At 60.2% G+C, this 21,202-nt stretch carries 19 protein-coding genes and 3 pseudogenes; 11 read left to right on the top strand and 11 right to left on the bottom strand.

The genetic code is table 11. The features are described 5' to 3' along the window. Positions 1-57: 57 nt before the first annotated feature. Positions 58-1,356 carry an MFS transporter gene (locus AC629_RS13060; protein ID WP_084805163.1) on the top strand — a complete coding sequence of 433 codons (1,299 nt, stop codon included), beginning with the start codon at positions 58-60 and terminating at the stop codon, positions 1,354-1,356. 42 nt (positions 1,357-1,398) lie between these two features. Here the strand turns inward: AC629_RS13060 and AC629_RS13055 are convergent, their stop codons facing one another. Further along, positions 1,399-2,292 (bottom strand): slipin family protein, encoded by an 894-nt coding sequence (locus tag AC629_RS13055; RefSeq protein WP_084805162.1) that lies wholly within the window; start codon positions 2,290-2,292, stop codon positions 1,399-1,401. Between the two features lie 5 nt (positions 2,293-2,297). Continuing rightward, positions 2,298-2,687, bottom strand: coding sequence for a GntR family transcriptional regulator (locus tag AC629_RS13050; protein WP_084805161.1), 390 nt, complete (start codon positions 2,685-2,687; stop codon positions 2,298-2,300). Positions 2,688-2,808: 121 nt separating this feature from the next. Between AC629_RS13050 and AC629_RS49825 the strand changes: the two genes are divergently transcribed. From AC629_RS49825 to AC629_RS45235, 3 genes are all read left to right on the top strand, one after another. Continuing rightward, entirely contained in the window at positions 2,809-3,054 is a 246-nt protein-coding gene (locus AC629_RS49825) for a DUF1127 domain-containing protein (RefSeq protein ID WP_084805160.1), read from the top strand. Between the two features lie 311 nt (positions 3,055-3,365). Then, on the top strand, positions 3,366-4,004 hold the full coding sequence (locus AC629_RS13040; protein ID WP_168195463.1) for an alpha/beta fold hydrolase: 639 nt from the start codon (positions 3,366-3,368) through the stop codon (positions 4,002-4,004). Next, positions 3,991-4,266, top strand: coding sequence for an alpha/beta fold hydrolase (locus AC629_RS45235; protein WP_143199099.1), 276 nt, complete (start codon positions 3,991-3,993; stop codon positions 4,264-4,266). Before AC629_RS13040 ends, AC629_RS45235 begins: the two co-directional genes overlap by 14 nt. A 170-nt stretch (positions 4,267-4,436) precedes the next feature. Here AC629_RS45235 and AC629_RS46735 read toward each other — a convergent pair whose 3' ends face one another. The 7 genes and pseudogenes from AC629_RS46735 to AC629_RS50535 form a co-directional block, all read right to left on the bottom strand. Beyond that, complete coding sequence (locus AC629_RS46735; RefSeq protein ID WP_168195462.1) at positions 4,437-4,613, bottom strand: hypothetical protein; 177 nt, start codon at positions 4,611-4,613, stop codon at positions 4,437-4,439. Positions 4,614-4,745: 132 nt separating this feature from the next. Then, complete coding sequence (locus tag AC629_RS13030; protein WP_084805157.1) at positions 4,746-5,591, bottom strand: carbohydrate ABC transporter permease; 846 nt, start codon at positions 5,589-5,591, stop codon at positions 4,746-4,748. A gap of 2 nt (positions 5,592-5,593) precedes the next feature. After that, positions 5,594-6,526: a carbohydrate ABC transporter permease gene (locus AC629_RS13025; RefSeq protein WP_084805156.1), complete on the bottom strand. Its 933-nt coding sequence runs from the start codon at positions 6,524-6,526 to the stop codon at positions 5,594-5,596. Between the two features lie 16 nt (positions 6,527-6,542). Next, positions 6,543-7,316, bottom strand: coding sequence for an ABC transporter ATP-binding protein (locus AC629_RS13020; RefSeq protein ID WP_283846436.1), 774 nt, complete (start codon positions 7,314-7,316; stop codon positions 6,543-6,545). Between the two features lie 77 nt (positions 7,317-7,393). After that, positions 7,394-7,480 (bottom strand): annotated as a pseudogene (locus AC629_RS50540) (ATP-binding cassette domain-containing protein); the annotation flags it as partial. A gap of 174 nt (positions 7,481-7,654) precedes the next feature. Further along, positions 7,655-9,001 carry an ABC transporter substrate-binding protein gene (locus AC629_RS13015; RefSeq protein ID WP_084805155.1) on the bottom strand — a complete coding sequence of 449 codons (1,347 nt, stop codon included), beginning with the start codon at positions 8,999-9,001 and terminating at the stop codon, positions 7,655-7,657. Between the two features lie 219 nt (positions 9,002-9,220). After that, entirely contained in the window at positions 9,221-9,703 is a 483-nt protein-coding gene (locus AC629_RS50535; protein WP_502693010.1) for a Crp/Fnr family transcriptional regulator, read from the bottom strand. A 93-nt stretch (positions 9,704-9,796) separates the two neighbouring features. Here AC629_RS50535 and AC629_RS50530 point away from each other — a divergent pair, with 93 nt between their 5' ends. Continuing rightward, a complete protein-coding gene (locus AC629_RS50530) occupies positions 9,797-10,123 on the top strand; it encodes a hypothetical protein (protein WP_084805153.1) in 327 nt (108 codons plus the stop codon). A 194-nt stretch (positions 10,124-10,317) separates the two neighbouring features. Then, the gene (locus AC629_RS13000) at positions 10,318-11,532 is read left to right on the top strand and encodes an ABC transporter substrate-binding protein (protein ID WP_084805152.1); all 1,215 of its coding nucleotides are present in this window, start codon (positions 10,318-10,320) and stop codon (positions 11,530-11,532) included. A 119-nt stretch (positions 11,533-11,651) separates the two neighbouring features. Here AC629_RS13000 and AC629_RS12995 read toward each other — a convergent pair whose 3' ends face one another. Next, positions 11,652-12,407, bottom strand: coding sequence for a ThuA domain-containing protein (locus AC629_RS12995; protein ID WP_084805151.1), 756 nt, complete (start codon positions 12,405-12,407; stop codon positions 11,652-11,654). Between AC629_RS12995 and AC629_RS50525 the strand changes: the two are divergent. Then, positions 12,319-13,178, top strand: a pseudogene (locus AC629_RS50525) (DUF1254 domain-containing protein); the annotation flags it as partial. The gene AC629_RS12995 and the pseudogene AC629_RS50525 overlap by 89 nt on opposite strands. 156 nt (positions 13,179-13,334) lie before the next feature. Beyond that, positions 13,335-14,048: a DUF1214 domain-containing protein gene (locus tag AC629_RS12990; protein ID WP_502693009.1), complete on the top strand. Its 714-nt coding sequence runs from the start codon at positions 13,335-13,337 to the stop codon at positions 14,046-14,048. Between the two features lie 404 nt (positions 14,049-14,452). Here AC629_RS12990 and AC629_RS12985 read toward each other — a convergent pair whose 3' ends face one another. Then, positions 14,453-15,181 carry a sulfite exporter TauE/SafE family protein gene (locus AC629_RS12985; RefSeq protein WP_084805150.1) on the bottom strand — a complete coding sequence of 243 codons (729 nt, stop codon included), beginning with the start codon at positions 15,179-15,181 and terminating at the stop codon, positions 14,453-14,455. A gap of 754 nt (positions 15,182-15,935) precedes the next feature. On the opposite strand from AC629_RS12985, the gene AC629_RS12980 reads away from it, so the two are divergent. The 3 genes and pseudogenes from AC629_RS12980 to AC629_RS12970 all read left to right on the top strand — a co-directional run bounded on the left by AC629_RS12980 (position 15,936) and on the right by AC629_RS12970 (position 20,885). After that, entirely contained in the window at positions 15,936-18,980 is a 3,045-nt protein-coding gene (locus AC629_RS12980) for an ATP-binding protein (protein ID WP_084805149.1), read from the top strand. A gap of 176 nt (positions 18,981-19,156) precedes the next feature. Then, a pseudogene (locus AC629_RS50520) lies at positions 19,157-19,393 on the top strand (molybdate ABC transporter substrate-binding protein); the annotation flags it as partial. 208 nt (positions 19,394-19,601) lie between these two features. Then, positions 19,602-20,885, top strand: a complete 1,284-nt coding sequence (locus AC629_RS12970; protein ID WP_084805183.1) for a serine hydrolase domain-containing protein — start codon at positions 19,602-19,604, stop codon at positions 20,883-20,885. Positions 20,886-21,202: the final 317 nt, after the last annotated feature.

Below are 21,202 nucleotides of genomic sequence, written 5' to 3'. Positions count from 1 at the left end.
TGACCCGGGCATCCCCGGATGGTCGGTAGGACCATCTAGGGATGAAATAAGCACAACATGCGGCTTCCGTTCTTCTACGGCTGGGTCGTGGTCGCCGTGACCTTCGTCACCATGGCCATCGGCGTCAACGCGCGCACCGCCTTCTCGCTGTTCTTTCCGCCGATCATCTCCGAATTCGGCTGGGAGCGCGGCGTCACCGCGGGCGCCTTCTCCTTCGGCTTCGTGGCGTCGGGTTTCGCCAGCCCGCTGATCGGCCGCCTGATGGACCGCGCCGGTCCGCGCGCGGTGATGGAGCTCGGCGTCGTGCTGATGGGCGGCGGGCTGCTGCTCGCCCCGCTCACCAGCCAACCCTGGCATCTCTACGTGACCATCGGCGTCATGGTCGGCGCCGGCTCGGTGTGTCTCGGCTACTCCGGCCAATCGCTGTTCCTGCCGAACTGGTTCATCCGCAAGCGCGGCTTTGCCATCGGCATCGCCTTTGCCGGCGTCGGCATCGGCTCGGTGACGCTGCTGCCATGGGTGCAACACCTGATCGAGCAGACCAGCTGGCGCACCGCCTGCACCGCGATGGGCCTGCTCGTCCTGATCGTGCTGGCGCCGATCAACTTGTTCCTGCGCAAGCGCCCCGAAGACATCGGCCTTCAGCCGGATGGCGATGGCGCCCGGGCCGCGGGTGCGGCACAACCTGTCTCCAACATCGTCGATCCCGTCTGGGTTGCTACCGACTGGACGCTGAGGCGGGCGATTGCGACCGCGCGCTTCTGGTGGATCGCGGTCGGCTATTTCTGCGGCCTGTACATCTGGTACGCGGTGCAGGTGCATCAAACGAAATTCCTGCTCGATATCGGCTTCAGCCCGAGCGTTGCGGTGTGGGCGCTCGGTATCGTCAGCCTGCTCGGCATTCCCGGCCAGATATGGCTCGGTCATGTCTCGGACCGGATCGGGCGGGAGTGGGTCTGGGCCATCAGTTGCGCAGGCTTTGCGATCTGTTTCGCGGCGTTGATGGCGCTGAAGTTTCAGCCCTCGCTGTGGCTGGTCTACGTGATGGTGTTCACGCAGGGCGCGCTCGGCTACGGCCTCACCTCGATCATGGGCGCGGTCGTGTTCGAGATTTTCCAGGGCAGGCACCAGGGCAGCATCTTCGGCACGATCATGCTGGCGGCATTGGCCGGCGGGGCGGCCGGTCCGTGGGTGACCGGCTTCCTCTACGATCGCGCCGGCGACTACACGCTCGCCTTCGGCATTGCGATCGTCATGAGCGGCCTGTCAGCGCTCTCGATCTGGCAGGCCGCGCCGGGGAAGGTGCGGGCCGTGGCCGGCCGGCTGCACAAGCTGCAGGCGGAAACCGCGGAGTAGGGCGTGTACTCATAAATCCGGGATGTCTGCCTTCTTGTTGGATCAAGCCGGCAACGGGCGCGTGGCGGCAACAATGCCCATTGCCGCGCCGGGATTCATGGCATCAATCATCGTTGTCGGAATGAGAATTGTGGCACCACGCTCCTTGGTCGTTTCATAGATGATATTCATGGCGCGCAGCTGCAGAGCAGCCGGACTGCGAGCGTAGATGTCGGCCGCCTCCACGAATTTTTGTGCGATCTCCTGTTCGGCCTGGCCGAGCAGCACACGCGCCAGTCTCTCGCGTTCGGCCTGCGCCTGTCGGCTCATCGCGTCTTGCAGTCCAGGCGGCACGCCGATGTCCTTGATTTCAACTGAGATCACGGCCACGCCCCACTCTGCGGTCTTGCGTCCAATTTCATCGCGCAGAAGCTGATCGCCCTGCTTGCGCTCGGACAACAAAGTCGACAGCAGTGACGACCCAACCATTTCGCGAAGTGAGGTTTGCGCGACCTGAGTGATAGCCTGACGGTAGTTTGAAATCTCGAGGGCGGCGCGCTCGGGATCATGGATCTGCCAAAATACGATCGCGTCGATATTCACCGGCACGGTATCTTTGCTGAGCGCCTTTTCCGCATTGATTTCCGTGGTCTGAATGCGTTGATCGAGCCAGGAGGCCACCTCGTCGATAAACGGCACGATCACGAACAAGCCGGGACCGCGAATTGCGGACAGCTTGCCCAAGCGAAGGACGACCGCACGCTCCCACTGCCCCGCAACCAGGATGGCCTGCGGGATCAGGAATGCGACGATCGCCAGGCCACCGGCGACTGCATAGCCGCCGCGCGAACTTCCGTCGTAAGCGAGCCAGGCGACCAGAGCCGCAAATGCGAGAACTGTCGCGGCAAGTACCAGGGAGAGCCGGCTCCCGCCGTTTGCTTTGAAATAGTTGTACATGGCGACTATTCCTCCTGTCTTGCGAGAGCCTTTATCCTATCGGCCAGGGCAACGGGATCGATGCCCGCTGCGACAGCCGTAGCGAGAGTCTGTTTTGCCAGACTGTCAATCTGCTTCGCTTGTTCGCGAACACTGATTGCGGGCGGCGGCCGGGCGACAAAACTTCCTCGGCCGCGAACCAGGGTGATGGCGCCCATTCGTTCGAGCTCGTCGTAGGCATGCCGGACCGTATTGAGGTCGATCTTCAGAGCAACTGCCATTTCGCGCATTGTTGGCATCTGGTCGCCGCGCGTCAGCACGCCCGCCCCGAGGTTGCGCAGAATCTGCTCCCGAAGCTGGATGTAGATGGGAACGCCCGAATTTTCGAGACGAAGTGATTCTAGTAGTGTATGCATTGACTAGTACACTACACATCTGGTATTGTCTCGTCAACGTCTATCGTCCGCGCGCAAAGCCCGGACGCGCCGTGCCAATTCCGAAAAAGCGAAGCGAACGTTTCGTCAAGGAGGCGCTGCAATGACCACGACCTTCAGCACTACGGCCTTTTCCCGGACGACCAGAACGAAGTGGCATCTCTTCAGCCACTTCGGAAGATATCGTGGCGCGTTTCAAGAATGGCGTAAACGCGAGAGGCTGCGCGCGGATTTGTGCGCTCTGAATGACAGGGAGCTCCAGGACATCGGCATTACGCGCGGCGAGGTCGACTACGTTGCCTCGAACCGCTCTTACGACCCGCGAGGCGTCGGATCCACAGTTCGGTGACTGTCAGACATTCGGCATCGAAAGGAGCCGTCCATGTCAGCATGTCGTGAGAAAGTACGGATGATCGCCGGCAATCAAGTTGAGATGCGGCCCGATCGGAGAGGTGCTCCGATGCGACTCTACGGGTGGACCATCGCTCGCGCGATCATTGTCGCGGTACTCTGCAACGTGTCCGCTCTCGCATGTATGAGCGAGGCTCGAGGTCAGTGCAGAGCGCAAGACGTCTTGCAAAATCGCCTGACGCACAAGGAGGCTGGTGCGGGCGCCTATCAATGTTGTTTCCCCGCGGAACCATTCTCCAGGAGGGCACCATGCACTTAGGAATCAAAGTCCTGATAGCCGGCCTCATTCTCTGTCCGTTGCATTTGGCACCAGCTATCGGAGCCGACGTCAAACAGGTGCGCGTCAACGGAACGAAACTCGCCTATGTCGAGACCGGGCAGGGTGATCCCGTTGTTCTGGTGCACGGTGGACTTCAGGATTATCGATTCTGGAACTCGCATCTTCCGGCGCTCGCCAAGAGCTACCGGGTCATCGCCTATAGCCGGCAGAACCATTTTCCGAATGCAACGAGCAAGGACGGTCTGCCTGATGGCGCGGCGGATGCGCATGGCGAGGACTTGGCTGCCATGCTGGACGGCCTCGGTATAAAGCGCGCGCACATTGTCGCCCACTCCTCCGGCGCACATGCCGCGCTGTTCTTCGCCGCAAACCACCCGGACATGGTACGAACGCTCGTCATCAACGAGCCTCCTGCCGCAGCGTTGCTCGCCGGAGCACCCGGCGGGGTTGATGTCTTGAAGGAATGGGGCGCGAGGTTTGCTCCCGCGCGGGAAGCATTTCAAAAGGACGATATCGATGCAGGGCCTACGGCTCTTTGCGGAGGCAATTGGCGGACCCGGCACCTACGATCGGCGGTCCGAGAGCGAGCGCAAGATGATGTCGGATAACGCGTTGTCGGCCGTTGCGGATGCAATGACGGCCCGTCCGCGCCCGGTGTTCACCTGCGAAATGGCAAAGCGCATTCCGGCACCGACGCTCGTGACGAATGGTGAGCGCAGTCCGCAGTTCTTCCATCGCATCGTAGACGAATTGGTAAGATGCCTGCCTCAGCGAACTCGGGTCGAAATCTCTGGCTCATCTCACACCGTGCCAGGAGAAGCCCCTCAAGCCTACGATGAGGAGGTGCTTGCCTTCATCGCAGGCCACTAGCAACCTGTGCCCGAAGGAATTGCGATCACCGAGATCGCCGACTGGCTGTGGAACGGTCGGCAGGCCATTACTCCGTGCCTCAATCGGCCTTAAGGCATATCATATCCGCCCATTGCCGAGTGGCGGCCGCGCAATGCCAGGTCCGCCACCGCTGCATGCTTCCATTCGTCTCAGTCGGTCTTGCGCTGGCGCCGCTCCAACCGCAGCCTTTGCGCCTTCGAGCGCGCGATCTCCTCCTTGAGCGCCTCCATTTCCGCGTCGCGCCGCTCGTCCTTTGATTTCGGTGCATCCGCATCGCGGAGCTTGTTGAGCGCCTTCTCCACGGAAAGCTTCGTGGTGTCAGCCATGCCGCCTTCTCCTTGCATAAGACCTTGATGCGGACGATGCTACTTCTTCACGTCTGCCAGATTTCGGTTGGGCCGTCCGCGGACCATTGATTTAAATCAACATCGCCCGGGCGAGATCGTCCGCCGGAGGATCTATTTGACCGCACCGCCGGTGATTCCCTCGATGAAGCGATCAAGGAACGAGTTGTAGGCAATCGCCACCGGAACGCTTGCGATCAATGCGCCTGCCATGATCTCACCCCAGAAGAAGATATCACCCCTGATCAAATCCGTCGCCACTCCGAGGGTGACGGGCTTCTGCGCAGCTGAGGATATGAATGTCAGCGCATAGACGAACTCCTGCAACGTCAGCGTAAAGGTGAATATCACGGCGGTCAGGATGGCGGGCAAAGACAGCGGGATGACCATCTTGATGAAGGCACCGAAGCGGCTGCAGCCGTCGACGATCGCCGCTTCCTCGATCTCGATCGGCATCGCCTTGAAGAAACCCATCAACAACCACGTACAGAATGGGATCGTGAAGGTCGGATAGACCAGGACGAGCGACCACATCGAATTCTGCAAGCCGAGATTGGCCACGATCCGCGACAGCGGCAGGAACAGTAGCGTCGGCGGGACCAGATAGGTGAGGAAAATGCCGATCCCCAGCGTTTCGCCGCCACGACCCGTCAGGCGCGCCAGGCTGTAGCCGGCCGGCAGAGCCGCCAGCAGTGTGATCACGACCACGCATGTGCCGATGATCAGTGAATTCAGTAGCCAGCGCGCGAACAGCGTCTGCTCGAACAGGTACTGGAAGTGCTCCAGTGTTGGCGGCTCGTTGAACCAGAACGGAACGTTGGTGAGATTGTAAAGGTCGGAGTTGCTTTTGAACGACGTAATGGCCATCCAGTAGAAGGGAAACGCGGTCAGAACCACGAAAAAGGCGACCGCTCCGTAGAACGGAACCTCGCGCAACACGCCGCCGACGAACCGCCGCATCGCTAGATCTCCCGCCGCCGGATGAAGCGCAGCACGCCGATCACCAGGACAAGCAGCACCGGCAGCATGAACAGCGAAATCGCGGCGCCATGCGAGACGTCGCCCGACACGATGCCGACCTGGAAACCCTGAAAGGCGAGGACCGATGTCGCGCCGACCGGCCCGCCGTTGGTCAGAAGGTAGACCACGGAAAGATCAGTGAAGGTGAACACGACACCGAAGATCAGTCCGATGGCGACGATCGGCAGGATCATCGGCATGATGATCTGGTAGTTGCGGCGCCAGAAGCCCGCGCCGTCAACGGTGGCGGCGTCGATGACATCCGGCGGGACCGCGGTGATTCCAGCGAGAAAGATCACGATGGCGAACGGAAAGAAGCGCCACGCATTGACGACGATCACGCACAGCATGGCGAGATGAGGATTACCGAGCCAGTTCGGCGCCTGCGCTCGATCGATGATGCCGAGCGCAACCAGGGTCCAGTTGATGACGCTGTACAGCGAATCGAACATCCATTCCCACGCGATGCTGGCGAGCGCGATCGGCACTGCCCATGGCAAGATGATGAGCGCGCGCACGAACTTGCGGCCGGGGAACGGCCGCAGCAGCAATAGCGCACCGAACTTTCCGAGAACCAGACCAAGTAGCTGGGACGCGAATGTGAAGAGAAAGGTGTTTCCGAGCGTCTCCAGGAAGACCGGGTTTTGAACGATCTGCCTGAAATTGGCCAACCCGACAAAGCGCCATGAGGGGTCGTAGATCGTGTAGGCGCTGACCGAGTAATATACTGCGAGCAGGAACGGCAGGCCGACCAGCAGAAACACATAGAGGATCGCGGGCGCGACGAACACCGCGCCCAGCACCTCGCGCCGTTCCAGCAGGAACCTGAAACGGGGAGACTGTCTTGATACGATTGGTTCAACGAGGTCGGCCATCGACAAACATCCCGTCTCAGTGGTGGCCGGTCCGCTTGCCGTCGTTGCCGAAATGACGAAGCGCGCTGTTGCGCACGGCGAAGGGATGCCACTCGCCCGGACGGATGTTTCCTTCCGCAACATGCGCGGGCGGCAGCTTTGCCGTGATCACCTGCGTATCGAAACCGTCGATTACCCCGTACACGATCCGTTCGGAGCCGAGATATTCCGAGCGGTCGACCCGGAATGAAAATTCGGTGACGCCGCCATTGCCGTTGCTGACCATGTCTCTCGGCAAGAAATTCTCAGGGCGGAAGCCGAGACAGCCATCACCGCGTGCCAGCAGGTTCATCGGCGGCGTGCCGACAAAGGTCGCGACGAACCGGTCAGCCGGGTCGTCGTAGATTTCGGCGGGAGTGCCGACCTGCCGGATCCGGCCGTGATCGATGACAGCAATTCGATCGCCCATACCCATCGCCTCGACCTGATCGTGGGTCACGTAGATGGTGGTGACGCCGACACGTTGCTGGAACTTCTTGATGTCCTGGCGCGCGGAAGCGCGAAGCTTGGCGTCGAGATTGGAGAGTGGCTCATCGAGTAGCAACGCCGTTGGCTCCCGTACCAGCGCACGCGCGAGCGCGACGCGCTGGCGTTCGCCGCCTGAGAGCTGGCGCGGCCGCCTGTCGAGCAAATGGTCGATACCAAGAAGCCGCGAGGCCCATGCGACCTTCTTGTCGATCTCGGCACTGGGGACGCGCTGGGTCCTGAGCGGAAAAGCGATGTTATTGCGTACGGTGTAGTGGGGATACACAGCCCGTAGCTCTGAAACATCATTGCGACACCACGGGCGCGCGGAGGAACGTCGTTGACGATGTTGCCGCCGATGATGAGGTCGCCCGCGGTTTGCCGTTCGAGCCCGCAGACGATCCGCAGAAAGGTGGTCTTGCCGCAACCCGATGGACCAAGCAGAACCATGAACTCGCCGTCAGGGACCGCAAGCGTGATGCCGTCTACCGCGGGCAATTCACCGAACGTCTTGAAGATGTCTCTAGCCAGAACCTCAGCCATTGGATCTCCTGCCCATACGGAGTGGCAACTCGCAGCGGCGATGCGGGCTGCGGCGCCGCAGCCCGCATCGCCACGCTCGCGTCACGCCTTGTGCAGCCATTTCTCGAAAATGCCTTCGCATTGCTGCGAAGCCCATTTGACCGACTCTTCGGGAGTCATTGCGCCTGTGGCAGCTTTCGCCATCATGTCGCAGATGATGAAGTTGTTGTAGACCTCGTCGGTGGCGGGCCAGGCCGGCCCCGGATAGCCTGGCACTGCCGACCACTCATCAGAAGTCTGCAGAATAGCCAGCTTGTCGTGCGGGTTCGATGTCGGGTCATCGGACAGAAGCGGCATCGGCTTGGGTACGATGCTGGAGAAGATTGGCATGTTGTAGCCTTCGCTCGCCTTGAAGGCCCCGATCCAATTGTCGGCGTAGTACCTGAGGAAGTCCTTCGCCGCGTCCTGGTTCTTGGCGAACTTCCAGATGCCGTAGAACTCGGCGGCGCCGCCCATGAATTGACGCGCCGGGCCTTTCGGCGGCCTCAGCACGAAGATGTCGTCCGCCACTTTCTTGTTGGCCTGCTGGCAGGTGCGATAAGCCGAGATCGGATTGATGATCAGCGAGGCTACGCCGGAAACGATGTACTGATTGTTGGAGGCGTCATTCCACGACAGCACGTCGGGCGTCATCGCCTCCTTGTAGAGCGCGGCGACGTATTTGACGGCCTCCACGCTCTCCTTGCTGTTGAGAACGACATGCTTGCCGGTCTCGTCCTGCACTGCGCCGCCAAAGCTCCACAGCAGGCCGCGCCAGGTCGTGTTCGGATCGTTGCTGTGACCGAGCGATATGCCGACCGGATTACCCTTGGCTTTCAGCTTGGCACCGCCGATCCGGATGTTGTCCCAGCTGTCCGGCTGCACGCCGATGCTGGCCCACAGGCTCTTGCGGTACATCACGGGAAAATTGATGTAGAAATCGGGAAACGCCGACCAGCTGTGGTCGTCCTGATTGTAGGCGATCTGTTTTCCGATCACGGTGACCTTGCCGTGCTTCTTCTCGGCGTCCTCGACGAGACTGGTCACGTCGACAAGGAATTTGCGGTAGAGATGCGCACCTCCCGCGCCGTTCCAGCCGAACAGATCATGGCCCGATCCAGCCGAAGCTTCGGCGGCGGCGCGGGCGGCAATATCCTGGACCGGGATGTGGTCCACCGTGACTGCGATCTTGTTTTTCTCGCCCCAGTTCAGGGCAAACTTGTCGAACCATTTGTCGTAGGCCGGCACGAAGTGGCTCCACTGCACGATCGACAGCGACTTGGTGTCTGCGAGCGCGGGGGAGACGAACGGAGCGGAAAGAGCCGGCGCAGAGCCGGCGGCGAGGAGGGTAAGACCGGTTTGCTCAAGAAAGCGGCGTCGCGTCACACGCGGGAATTTGCCCGTGCTCATCTTCGATTCCTCCTAAGGATGTCTCCAGTCGGAGAAGGCTCATCCAGATGAGGGATCAGTCTAGCTCGGTCCTGGATCTCGCTGGTTTAACGTCGCTGTGGCGTTGGGGTGCGGGTCGGCATTTCGACTAAAGCCGGTCAATCGGTACGCTGGCGTACAAAGATCGACAGTGCCCTGCGTCGCAGAGCGGAACAGAGACCAGCCATCCGAATGGATGTGTCAGACGCAGCAAAGGCAGGCGCGTGCCAGCTCGGCCGCCGCAGGAACGCGATGCTCATGCAGGCCGCTACGGTTCAGATAACCGTACTCCGACGCTATGATCTGATAGCATTCGCACGTTCGACGCTCGAGCGCCGCGCGATCGCACAGATCGATGCTGCCTCGCAGCCTGGTGAGCCCGCCGGTCCGTTCCAGCTCCGCAAGCGCCGTCGTGACGCTGGCGCGTCGCACGCCCAGGATAACCGAGAGCATATCGTGGGTCACCGGAATGATCCGATCATCCAGTCGGTCGGCCGCGAGCAGCAGCCATCGGCTCAGCCTTTCCTCGAGGCTGTGGCGGGCGCTGCAAAGCGTAGTCTGGGCGTTCTGGACCAGCAGCGCGTGGATATAGCTGAACAGCTGCTGCTGGATGTCCGGGTATCTGTGGGCGACCCGGCGCAGGTCGGACGCCGGGATGCGCAATGCATATCCGGGGACCAACATGAGGCATCGATTGGGAGAACGCTGTATGCCGAGCACCGCTGCCACACCAACGAACCCGAGCCGTCCGACCATCGCGATCTCAACCGGTCCGTCGTGCTGCGTCCGCATCAGGAGCGATGCGACACCGCGTTCGATGAAGTAGATGTGCTCTATGGGGTGATGGTAGTCCTGAAGAATTGCCCGACGCTTGAGCGCAACGGGCTGCAGGAAAGGGAGAAGCCGCTCGAAGGACGCCGGCGCAAGGCCAGCCAGCAGACGGTTCTGGACCCGGACCGTCTGGTCGCGGTTGGCATTGCCGAGCCGACTCTCCAGCGCTATCCCATCGAGCTTCCTCGCATCCGATCAGGCTTTGTCAAGCTACTCTCGATCCGGAGCCACCGGAATCCGACAAAGGGTGAAGCCGGCTTGGCGATGTCATGAAGACGCGCCTGGTCCGACAACTTTCCCGTGCCGCGACTGAAATCCGTGATCGCGCGCAAAATGCCGCCAGACGAAAAGCTGCCGGGCAGGTCACGACCTAAAGGTCACGACTTAGAGGTCGACTTCTCGAAAAGGCCCGATCATTATCCGGGCAGACGTCGCGGCAAACAGCGACGCTACAGGGAGAAACTAATATGCGTTGTTGCACTGCGGTGGCCGTCGTCGCCGCCCTCGGCATTATGTCAGCTTCGGCGTCTCTGGCCGCCGACAAGAAGTACGATCTTGGCGCCAGCGATACCGAAATCAAGATCGGGCAGACGATGCCCTATAGCGGCCCTGCGTCTGCGTACGGCACGCAGGGGCGGACTGAGGCGGCCTATTGGCGTATGATCAATAGCCAAGGCGGAATCAACGGCCGGAAAATTACGCTCCTGAGCATGGACGACGGCTACAGCCCGCCGAAGACGGTGGAGCAGACGCGCAAGCTCGTGGAGCAGGACGAGATCCTTGCCAACATCGGATCGCTGGGCACGCCGACGAACTCTTCCATTCAGAAATATCTGAACGGCAAGAAAATTCCTCACATCCTGATCTCCACCGGCGCCTCGAAGTGGAACGATCCCAAGAATTTCGCCTGGACGACGCCTTTCTATCCGCCCTATGCACAGGAAGCCAAGATCTACGGCAAGTATATCCTCAAGGAGCTCCCCAACGCGAAGATCGGCGTGATCTATCAGAACGACGATTTCGGCAAGGACTATCTGAAGGGCTTCAAGGAGGCGCTCGGCGAAAAGGCCGATCTCATCGTGAAGGAGCTCAGTTATGAGGTGACCGATCCCACGATCGATTCCCAGATCGTCAATCTGAAGACAGCGGGTGCCGACGTCCTGATGACGATCACGACGCCGAAATTCGGGGCTCAGGCGATCCGCAAGGTGACCGATCTCGGCTGGAAGCCGACGCATTTCATCGTGTCCGTCTCCAGCTCGATCGGCGGCGTGCTCGAGCCTGCCGGACTGGGAGCCTCCACCGGCCTCATCACGGCCCTGGCGACCAAGGTCGTCGGCGATCCTGCATGGGATTCCGATCAAGGCGTGCAGGACTATCTGGCGTTCATGAAGCAGTGGTATCCCGAAGGAAATCCGATCGATGGCAGCAACCAGATCGGTTACACCTCTGCACAGTTCACAGCCATCATCCTGAAGAACTGCGGAGACGTGCTGACGCGCGAGAACGTGCTGAAGCAGGCCACGAACCTGAGCAAGGTATCGTTGCCGCTGTTCCTTCCCGGAATCACGGTGTCGGTGACGCCGACGGACTATTCGACGTTCGACACGTTCAAGCTCGCGAAGTTCGACGGCAAGACCTGGAAGTTCTTCGGAGAGAACCTCAGCACCGCATCGCGCTGAAGACCGGCGACAGGTTGTTCGCAGCCAGGGACGCAGCGACTTCGCTGCGTCCCTGGGACGCTATTTCTCCAGCATCTGATTGGCAGCCAAGCACCTGAACGCCGGCAAATGCGAAGTTGCTAGGGCGACCTTCGCATGGACCAGAGGATAGCGTTCGTGAGGATTCGCTGGTAGCGAGCGTCTTGCCAAACTGCCGGCTCGTGGCCCAGTGCCGAGTAGAATACTCGTCCGTTGCCGTAAGATCGGGTCCATGCGAGAGGCCAGCCATAGAACCGTTGATGCACGCCGGTCTTGCCAAGGTCCACCGAACTTGGGTCGAGGCGCAGCAGCACGCGTGATCCACGATAGTCGAAGTCTCTGATTTGGTAGATCTCGTCCTCGACTTGCAAGGAATTCCCGAGAAAAGCCACCAGGGGATTGCTGGGATCAAGCACCTCGATTGTCACGGCCTGGTGCCAGGGATGACCGTCGAAGTAGCCGCCGATCAGATCGAGATAATCCGGCCAAGTGTAGAACGTATCCGCCGCCGAATGAACGCCCATGAACCCGCGGCCGGAGCGCACGAAGTCGAGAAGAGCTGTCTTTTGCGCGTCGCTCATCGGAAGTTCGCCGCTCGTGTAGAACATCACCGCGGCGTATCGCTCGAGGTTCTCGCTGGAAAATTCGGATGTGTCTTCCGTTGCAGTGACTTCAAAAACACCCGAATTGCGTCCAAGCCCGGTCAGGATTGCCTTCGAAAGAGGTATGACATCATGCCGGAAGCCAGCCGAGTACGTGAAATAGAGGATGCGCTCTTGCGGGCGCTCCGCATGCGCGGCAAGTGGTTGGACTGCTGCTGCGCCGCCGAGGAGCGCGATGAAGTCACGTCGCCTCACAATCGCCTCCGCAAAACCGAACCAATCATGCGTTGAAAGAAACCTAGCACAGATTGGTGCGGCGTTGGCTCCGTCGCATCGCCGTTTGCCGTCCTATGCAGCTACCACGTTCAGTTCATGGCCCCAGCACCGGATGTTGAACCGATTTTGGTCGATGACCGCTTGTGGCCCCAAGACGGGCATTGACCTGTCAGCATGCTGGACTACCCTGTCGGAGCATGGCATCGGGAGTACAACCATGAAGAGAGCCGTTCTCGTCTGTCTGGTCTGTGGGGTGATGGCCGCCCCTCCGGCGGAGGCGCAGGCCTTGTCAAATGAGCAAGCCTACGAAATCGCTCGCGACGCATACGTCTACGCGTATCCGATCGTCACCATGGATGTATCCATGCATCAGTCGACGAACGTGCCAGACGCCAAAACCACCCCATTACGCGCGCCCATCAATCAATTCGCTCATGCGCGCAACTATCCTCGCGCCGAAGACCGCGATGTCGTGCGTTACAATTTCGACACGCTCTACTCACCAGCTTGGCTTGATCTTGGACCCGAGCCGATAGTCTTATCAGTTCCCGACACAGCGGGACGCTACTACTTGCTCCCCATGCTCGACATGTGGACTGATGTTTTTAGTGTCGTAGGCTCGCGCACGACCGGACGAAGGCGGCAAATTTCGTCCTTGTGGGGCCGGGCTGGAGCGGGGCACTGCCCGACGGGATGATCAAAATCGCGGCTCCCACGCAGACGATCTGGATACTCGGGCGGACACAAACCAATGGGCCCGCCGACTATGAGAATGTTCATAAGGTTCAGGACGGCTACAAGCTGACGCCGCTCAGTCAATGGGGCAAGAGCTACGCTCCGCCAACGAGTGTTCAAACTAATCCAGCTATCGACAATAAGACACCTCCGCTTGTTCAAGTGAACCAGATGGATGGGGTCACGCTGCTAAGGCGGTTCGCTGAGTTGTCCGCGAAAAATCCGCCGCACTCAAACGACTATCCAATCCTGTTTCGCATGGAGCAGATTGGCCTTGAACCGGGTAGGCCCTACGAGGCCTCGAAGCTTGATCCTGCACTCATCCAGACGATCAACGCTGCTGCCAGGGAGCTCGCTGATTTGGAGAAGTCCGGCAAGAGCGGTGCGGGTATCGGCCTTCACGTCAACGGCTGGTTCTATCAAACCAGTACGGTCGGCACCTATGGGACTGCTTACAAGCTTCGCGGGATGGCGACCCTGATTGGGCTCGGCGTGAACTTGCCCGAAGACGCTATCTATCCAGCGTCCTTCGTAGATGGTGAGGGCAAACCCTACAGCGGTGCCAATCGCTATGTACTGCGCTTCGATAAGGGCAAGTTTCCTCCGGCAAACGCCTTCTGGTCGGTCACGCTCTACGACAAGGATGGGTTTCAGGCACCCAATGCGCTAAGTCGCTTTGCGCTCGGCGACCGCGACAAGCTCAAGTACAACGCCGACGGATCACTCGACATCTACATTCAGAACGAGACACCCGGCCCGGGCAAGGAGAGCAACTGGCTTCCGGCACCGGCCGGCGAGTTCAATCTCGCGATGCGCCTCTATTCGCCGAAACGCGAAGCCGTGGATGGGCCTTGGACGCCGCCGCCGGTGAAGAAAGTCGACTGAGGCGCCATTTCGTCCACTTGTGGCCCGGTTTTGGTCGATGAGCGCTTGGCCCCCGAAGCGGACATTACAGCTTGGAGACAAGACTCTTCCTCGCGCCCGCCGTGCGAGCGAACAGCTCAATTCGATGGAATCGTTTTGCGCCGAGTTGTCCGGAGGATGCCATATAGGCACTTGGACGCTCGTTTCGGTCGTGACTGAGCGGGACGGTAGAAAGTCCGATACCTATGGCCCAAATGCAGCCGCCGGTCGCCTCGGGCATCCTGGACTATTCCGCAGTTGCTGCTTGGCGCAACCAGCTGATCGTATGAGGCGGCAGAATCTGCTTCTCACCCCGAAGCGGTCGTAAAGCGAGCTCGTATGTGCTCGAATGGCTGGCATTGTAACTCGAGGCGCGACTGGCGTAACTACAAGAGCAGCATCAGTCCCGAGAACAGCAAGATGCCGAGAATAATTCGCCGGAACAGCGCGTCATTGACGCACCGAAAAACAAAAATCCCGAGCGCCGTTCCTGCGAAGAGTGCCGGGATGCTGGCTGCGAAATCAACCAGGACCTTTGTCGACAGATCTCTTCGGATCAGCATAAGAATGAGTGCGAAGATCTGCATGGCGGCGATGAAGGGTTGAACTATTCCGCGCTGCTCGGTTTTTGGCACTCCGTGGATGTCGCACCATATGGTCGGTATTGCACCCGGCATTGCCGTCAACCCGCCGACAAAACCCCCGCCGAAGCCGATTAGTGCATTACGTCCCGCATTCATCTGCAGGCGCTGAGAAAGCACCGGCCGGAATAACGTGTAGACCGCATAGCAGGCGACGGCGAGGCCAAAGCTCTCTCTGAAGATCCGCGCATCTGCAGCTTGCAGCAACCACACGGCGATCGGAACGCCAAGCAATCCACCGACGACCAGCACCGAGCTCTGCTTCCAGCGGATGCTCTTTCTCAACGCCCAAAGACCCGTGGCTTGCACGGTGATGCTGCAGGCCATCATCAGTGGGACCGCCTCGAGCGGCGGGAGAACGTGAAGGAGAATCGCGCCGGCCACCGCCGAAAAGGCAAAGCCCGCAAGGCCGGAGACGAAGGCACCGCAAAACACGGCGATACTGAGCAGGCAAAACGACGCAATGTCGCCCATGAGCTAACCCTCTCGGTCGGTAAAATCCTGGAATAGCGACTTCTGGAATGGCGACTTGGCGACTAGTCCCCGGACGACAGTGAGGGCGGCTCGGGCGCTGCCCCGGCATCGCTCCGGCGGGCGGAAGTCAACATCGTGGCTGCAAGGATGTGGAAAATGACAAAGCAGATGGCGATTATTGCCAGCAGCCTGGTCTCGCCCGGTGACGAAATCCGGGGTTGGCGTTCGGACGACCTTTCACTGAGCGACATTGTCAGGTCCTCCAATGTCTGACCGAGAGCCAAACTGGCGCCAGCTATTGTCGGTCAGGTGACGATTCTGTCGAAGGATGCGCTCTGCCTGCAGCCGTCGCGAATGGTGGAGCGCTTGAAGGAGGCGCCCAAACCAGCCTTCTCTTCCAGAAGAAGTGTTGGAGGTGATAGACGAATTCGCTGAAAATGACGCATCGCTCCTGGATGAAGCTCTGCTGTTAAACAATGGTACGGAGGGTGCCGCGATCGACTGAAACATCTTGCGGAGCAACAGCCCATAGAACACGTGAGCGAGACGCTGTGCCTTTTCTTCCACGCGCATGACACGAACACCTTGTGTGAGTGACTGAAATGCGGCTGGAAGTATCGAATGGGACGCCACGCCACGCTTTAACGCGAGCTTAATTTGCCCTTATCGTTTCCTTCATTCTGAACGGCGTGCTTGATTTCGGTCCGGCCTGCGGGTTGAATATCTGCCGCGCCGCACCTCCGAAGGTATTGTTTTGCTGTATCTATTTGAGGATTTTGTTCTCGATACCGACCAGCGGGAGCTGCGCCGTGACGGACGTCCTGTTCCGTTGCAGCCTCAGGTTCTTGATCTCCTCGAATATCTGATCCGCCACCGCGCCCGGGTTGTGACCAAGGACGATCTGATCAGTGCGATCTGGGGCGGACGCATCGTCTCGGAGTCGGCGCTCACCACCCGCATCAACGCAGCTCGCACGGGAATTGGCGATTCCGGCGAGGCGCAACGGCTGATCAAGACGTTACCGCGCAAAGGCGTCCGCTTTGTCGGCTCGGTGCATGAAGCGGCCAGGGAGATCGATCGCGCGGTCGCGCCTCCCAAGATCGAAATCTCCACCCAGGTGGTCGGCCGGACAGCATCCTTCGAGATGATCGACCAGATGACGCGGCACGTCTTGTCCGGCAAACGGCAGATGGCTTTTGTCACGGGAGAGGCCGGGATTGGCAAGACGGCCTTCATCGCCAAGACGATAGAGCAGCTGACGGAACTGGGCTTCGATCAGCTCTATGGGCGCTGCACCGAACGATTCGGAACGGACGAAGTCTTTCTGCCACTCATCGATGCACTGGTGAGCCGTTTTCGAGCAAACGGTCCGGAACTGATATCGGCTGTTCGCGCGCACGCACCCACCTGGATACTGCAATTGCCAGGCGCCATCGACGCATCGGAGCGCGCGGCTTTCCAGGATGAAGTGTTCGGCGCGACGCGCGAACGGATGCTGCGCGAATTTTGTGATCTTCTGGAAGCGCTGAGCACCAGCCGCCCCTGGGTCCTCGTTCTCGAAGATCTGCATTGGAGCGACTTCGCGACACTCGACGTGCTGTCCCGCTTCGCGCGCGGGAACGGCAAGGCGCGCGTGCTGGTCCTCTGCTCCTATCGTCCGGTCGACAGTTCCGTCGGCGGGCATCCCATCCGTCGCCTGCACCGGGATCTTGAGATTCATGGATGCTGCAGCGAATTGCGGCTCGATCGATTGTCGCGTTCGGAGGTCGATCGTTACCTGGCATTGCGCTTCGACGACGAGGAATTCGCCTCCAGCCTGTCAAAGCCCGTATTCGAGCGAACGCTGGGGCATCCTTTGTTTGTTGCCTCGCTGCTCAAACACCTTATCGACCAGGAGTCGATCGTCGAAACGGACGGCCGATGGCGTCTGTCTTCACCGGCGGCATTTACTCAAGATCGCATTCCGGACAGCCTCCTGAACATGATCGGCCATGAGCTCGATCGCCTCACCGACAATGAACGGCGCCTGCTCGATGTCGCCAGCGTTGCTGGCGAAGAGTTTTCTGCGGCCCTCGTTGCCGCCGGCCTGTCCGATGATGCGATCGACGTTGAAAGAGACATCGAAGCGTCGACCCGGAAGGATCATATCCTTGTTCGTTCGGGTGTTTCCGAGTGGCCCGATGGAACATATTCGGGCTCATACGCTTTCCGGCACATTCTCTATCAGAATGTCATCTATCAGAGTTTGCCGCCCGGACTTCGCGCACAAACGCACAAGCGCTTGGGCAAGAGACTGGAGGAGGCCTATGCTGGCCGCACCCACGAAATAGCGCCCGCACTCGCACTTCACCTTGAGCAGGGCCGCGACTTTCCGAGCGCGTTGCGCTACCTCCGGGAAGCGGCTGAGAGCTCGACGAAACGTCTCGGCCATGCCGAGGCCGCGAGCTATCTCACCCGCGCGCTCGACATACTCAATCGCTTCAATGCTATCGACAAGTTCTCAACCCGCATCGCTCTTCTGCGGCAGCGAAGCTGGGCTCTTCGCTCGTGCGGCGACCTCGTCGGCTCCATCCGTGATCTGCGAGACATGATTACCTGCGCCGAACAGGCGGGTGAGATCAAGCAGCAACTCAATGGCCTCACGGCAGTGAGCAGCCTCTGTTTGCGCGTCGATCGTCACGCCTGCCTCGAGGCAGCCGAAGATGTATTGTCGCGGAGCCAGGCGCTTGCGGACGACACATTCAAGGCTCTGGTCCAGGGCAGCAGCGCGAGCGTCAACCTGTTCCTCAACGGCTGGCGGGAACAGGACGCCACACTCTGCGACAAGGCGATCGAGCTGAGCGCCGGCGCCACCAACTATGGCACCCTGATCAGGCGCAACGGTATATCCGGTATCGTTGATTGCTGGAGGTCCCGTTACCAGGAATGCCGCCGCGCCGGCACGGAAGGAAAGCGGCTGGCGCGTTTGGCTGGTGATGTTTACACTTTCGTCCTGTTCAACGTGCTCGAATCAATCGCGCTCATTCATCTGGGCGAGTGGCGCGAATTGCGGCACGAAATCACGGCCGGCCTCGAACTGGCCATCAAGAATGCGAACGGCCCCGGAAGCGCATTGTGCCGTCTGACGCTTGCGTGGTTGCATGTCGAAGCGATGGATTTCGATGGAGCCCGGGAGCTCTGCGAAAGCGTCGACGATAGTCTGCTGGTCGGCGATCAGTCGACGTATTTCCACAAGCGAGCCGTGCTTGCGAAGGCCTATGTCGGCCTGAACGATCCGTCGGGAGCCCGTCGGCAATTCGACGATATTGAGCGCCGCAGGGATGAAGAAGGCATCGACATCGAGTTTACTGCCGCGACACAGGTGCATCATTGTCTCGGCGAATACTGCTTGCTGATCGGTGACTTTGCGCAGGCTCAGAGCTGTGCACGCCAGCTCCACGACTATGTGGCATCGGCGCCGGATCTCAATCACCTGGCCCAGGCCCACGGGCTGCTCGCGCGTGTCGCGCTTGGCTTGAGCGATTCAGCGGAGGCGCTGCTGCACTTATCCCGCGCGCTGGAGATCGTGGACAATGCCGACTTCCCGATCGCTTCCTGGCGGGTGTACCGCACCGCCGCCGAGATCTTCGCGAAGTACGGAGACGCCGACAGAGCAGCGGCATATCGCATTCGATTTGTCGAGACCGTCCGAAGGCTCGCGCAAAATTTCGAACCTGAAGATCGCCTGCACAAGAGCTTGCTCGCTGTGCTGGCGACGCAACCGGCAGCGATGAACTCTCTGCCTCCGCGGCCCGCTTAGCCGACAGAGCTTGCCGTACGCTGGGGCATGTCATGGCGCCCCGTCGCTACGGGCAAGCGGCTTGGCAACGTCGCGAATGCAATCGGCAAACACCTGCGCCACCCGGCTCAGCATTCGGCCCTTCAACGTGAAGATCCCGGTCGGCAAATGCCACCGCGGCAAGTCCGGTAGAGGCCGTCGCACGCGGCGAGGCGGAGCTGACCGTCATCACTGTGCCGAACATCATTGGGGTCGAGGGCGTCGTCCTCGCAGGGGTGCTTCCCGAGGAGCTACAGAACTACACCACCTTCAGCATAGGCCTCAGCGCCAACGCCAGGGAGCCTGCTGCCGCCGAGCAATTGATCGCATTCCTGCGCTCGCCAACTGCCTTCGCTGCAATTCGGAGCAGAGGATTGGAGCCCATTGCCCCCTGAACCTCTGCCCCTGGTGTTGGCTACAATTGCCACCGCCCGGATCGATGTCCAATTGGAATGGCGGACCGCGCGTCGACGAGGCGGTCGAATAAGCGTTCTGTTGTTGCGGTGCATGAGACCGCAAATGGCTCATTTCGGCAGTCGTACCCCTTGATGAAACAGCTGCGTTAATCCACTCTGGTTGTTCAACCAACCGTGGATGGCTGCGATGAACACGGGAGCGGTGCGGGTTACGATCGTTGCGATGGTCATGCTCGCGGCGTCTGGCATCACGAGCGCGCAAGAAGCCGCAAGGCTTTCCGCTGCCGGACCGGTCTTCTCAAACACGGGTTACGATGCGAACGCTTATGGCGCTAATGAGGGATATCCCCTTGGCACATTGGCGGCCGGAGCGGAGATGCGGCATCTCGTTGCCACCTATAGTCATTTTGACGAAATGACGCCCGCGCACATCGTTGGACGCGCAGCCGCAGCCTGGTCGTTTCAGCGTGCCGCCGAACCCGAGATCTACTACAGCTTCCGCGGCGAGCGCCGGACCATCGCGGATTATCTCAGCCGACAGCCGACGACCGGACTGCTGGTCGCCAGGGACGACACTATTTTATACGAACACTATCAATACGCGCGATCGGCCGGCGATCGCTTTCTCTCCCAGTCGATGGCGAAGACCATCACCGCCATGCTGATCGGAATCGCTGCGGCCGACGGCCGTATCAAATCGATCGATGATGACGTCGCGACCTATGTCACTGCGCTCGCAGGAACCGAGTACGGTAAGACACCGATCCGCGCGCTGTTGCACATGTCTTCCGGCGTCGACTTCAAGGAGATCTACGACGGGCAGGACGATATCGCGCGCCTCGGGCGCGACCTGTTCGGCCGGCCTGGCAAGGCCCCTGAGGTCAGCGTCGCGCAGTTCGACACCCGCGTCGCGCCGCCAGATACGCGATGGCACTACGCCAGTTCCGAGACCGAGATCCTTGGGCTCGTCCTGCGAGCTGCGACAGGCAAGCCAGTTGCCGATTACCTCAGTGAGAAGATATGGCAGCGGATCGGCACCGAGGCCGACGCCACGTGGGCGATCGACGGTACCGGCCAGGAGGTGACTTTCTGCTGCTTTAATGCCGTATTGCGCGACTACGCCCGTTTTGGCCGTCTGCTCGCACATGACGGTGTGTGGAACGGGCGCGAGATCATTCCTCGCCAATGGCTGATTGATGCGACAACGGTACGTTCGTCCGACACCTATCTCGCGCCAGGTGTGGCCACAAAGTACTACGGCTATGGCTATCAAGTCTGGCTGCTGCCCGGCGCCAAACGCCAGTTCGTTTTGCTTGGCATCCGCGGCCAGATGATCTTTGTCGATCCGGCGACCAAGCTGGTGATGGTACATACAGCAGTGCGTCCAAAAGCAGTCGATACGGACGCGTCGGCAGAGACTATTGCGCTATGGCTCGCTGTCGTTGACCAACTCGGTCGCGGCGCGCGATAGGCGGGTTCTATCTCGTGGCGAATGCATGGTCGAGATGCCGCCCCAGCGGACCGCGGCCGAAGTCGCTGTGAAGGCCGCTTTCAGGGATAGCGCACTAGTATGTGGCATGGTCGGAGGCTTCCGACTCTGGCCCTGAGCTGAACAACGCAACAGCCGCTGCCATGTCGGCTGGTTGCAGGAAACCGGACGCCACTGGATCGTTGGGCTGACCGCCGCTTCTGACCCAACGGAGATATCGCCGCATTTTGCTTGCCGTGGGATGGGCGTGCGACGTATTAGTGAGCAACGCGTTTAGCAAGGTGCGAGATGATCTTCTG

Origin of the sequence: Bradyrhizobium sp. NAS80.1, from assembly GCF_001908205.1 — a bacterium.
GTDB lineage: Bacteria > Pseudomonadota > Alphaproteobacteria > Rhizobiales > Xanthobacteraceae > Bradyrhizobium.
Note: the sequence above shows the minus strand (reverse complement) of the source record. Positions and strands in the feature narration are given on the sequence as shown.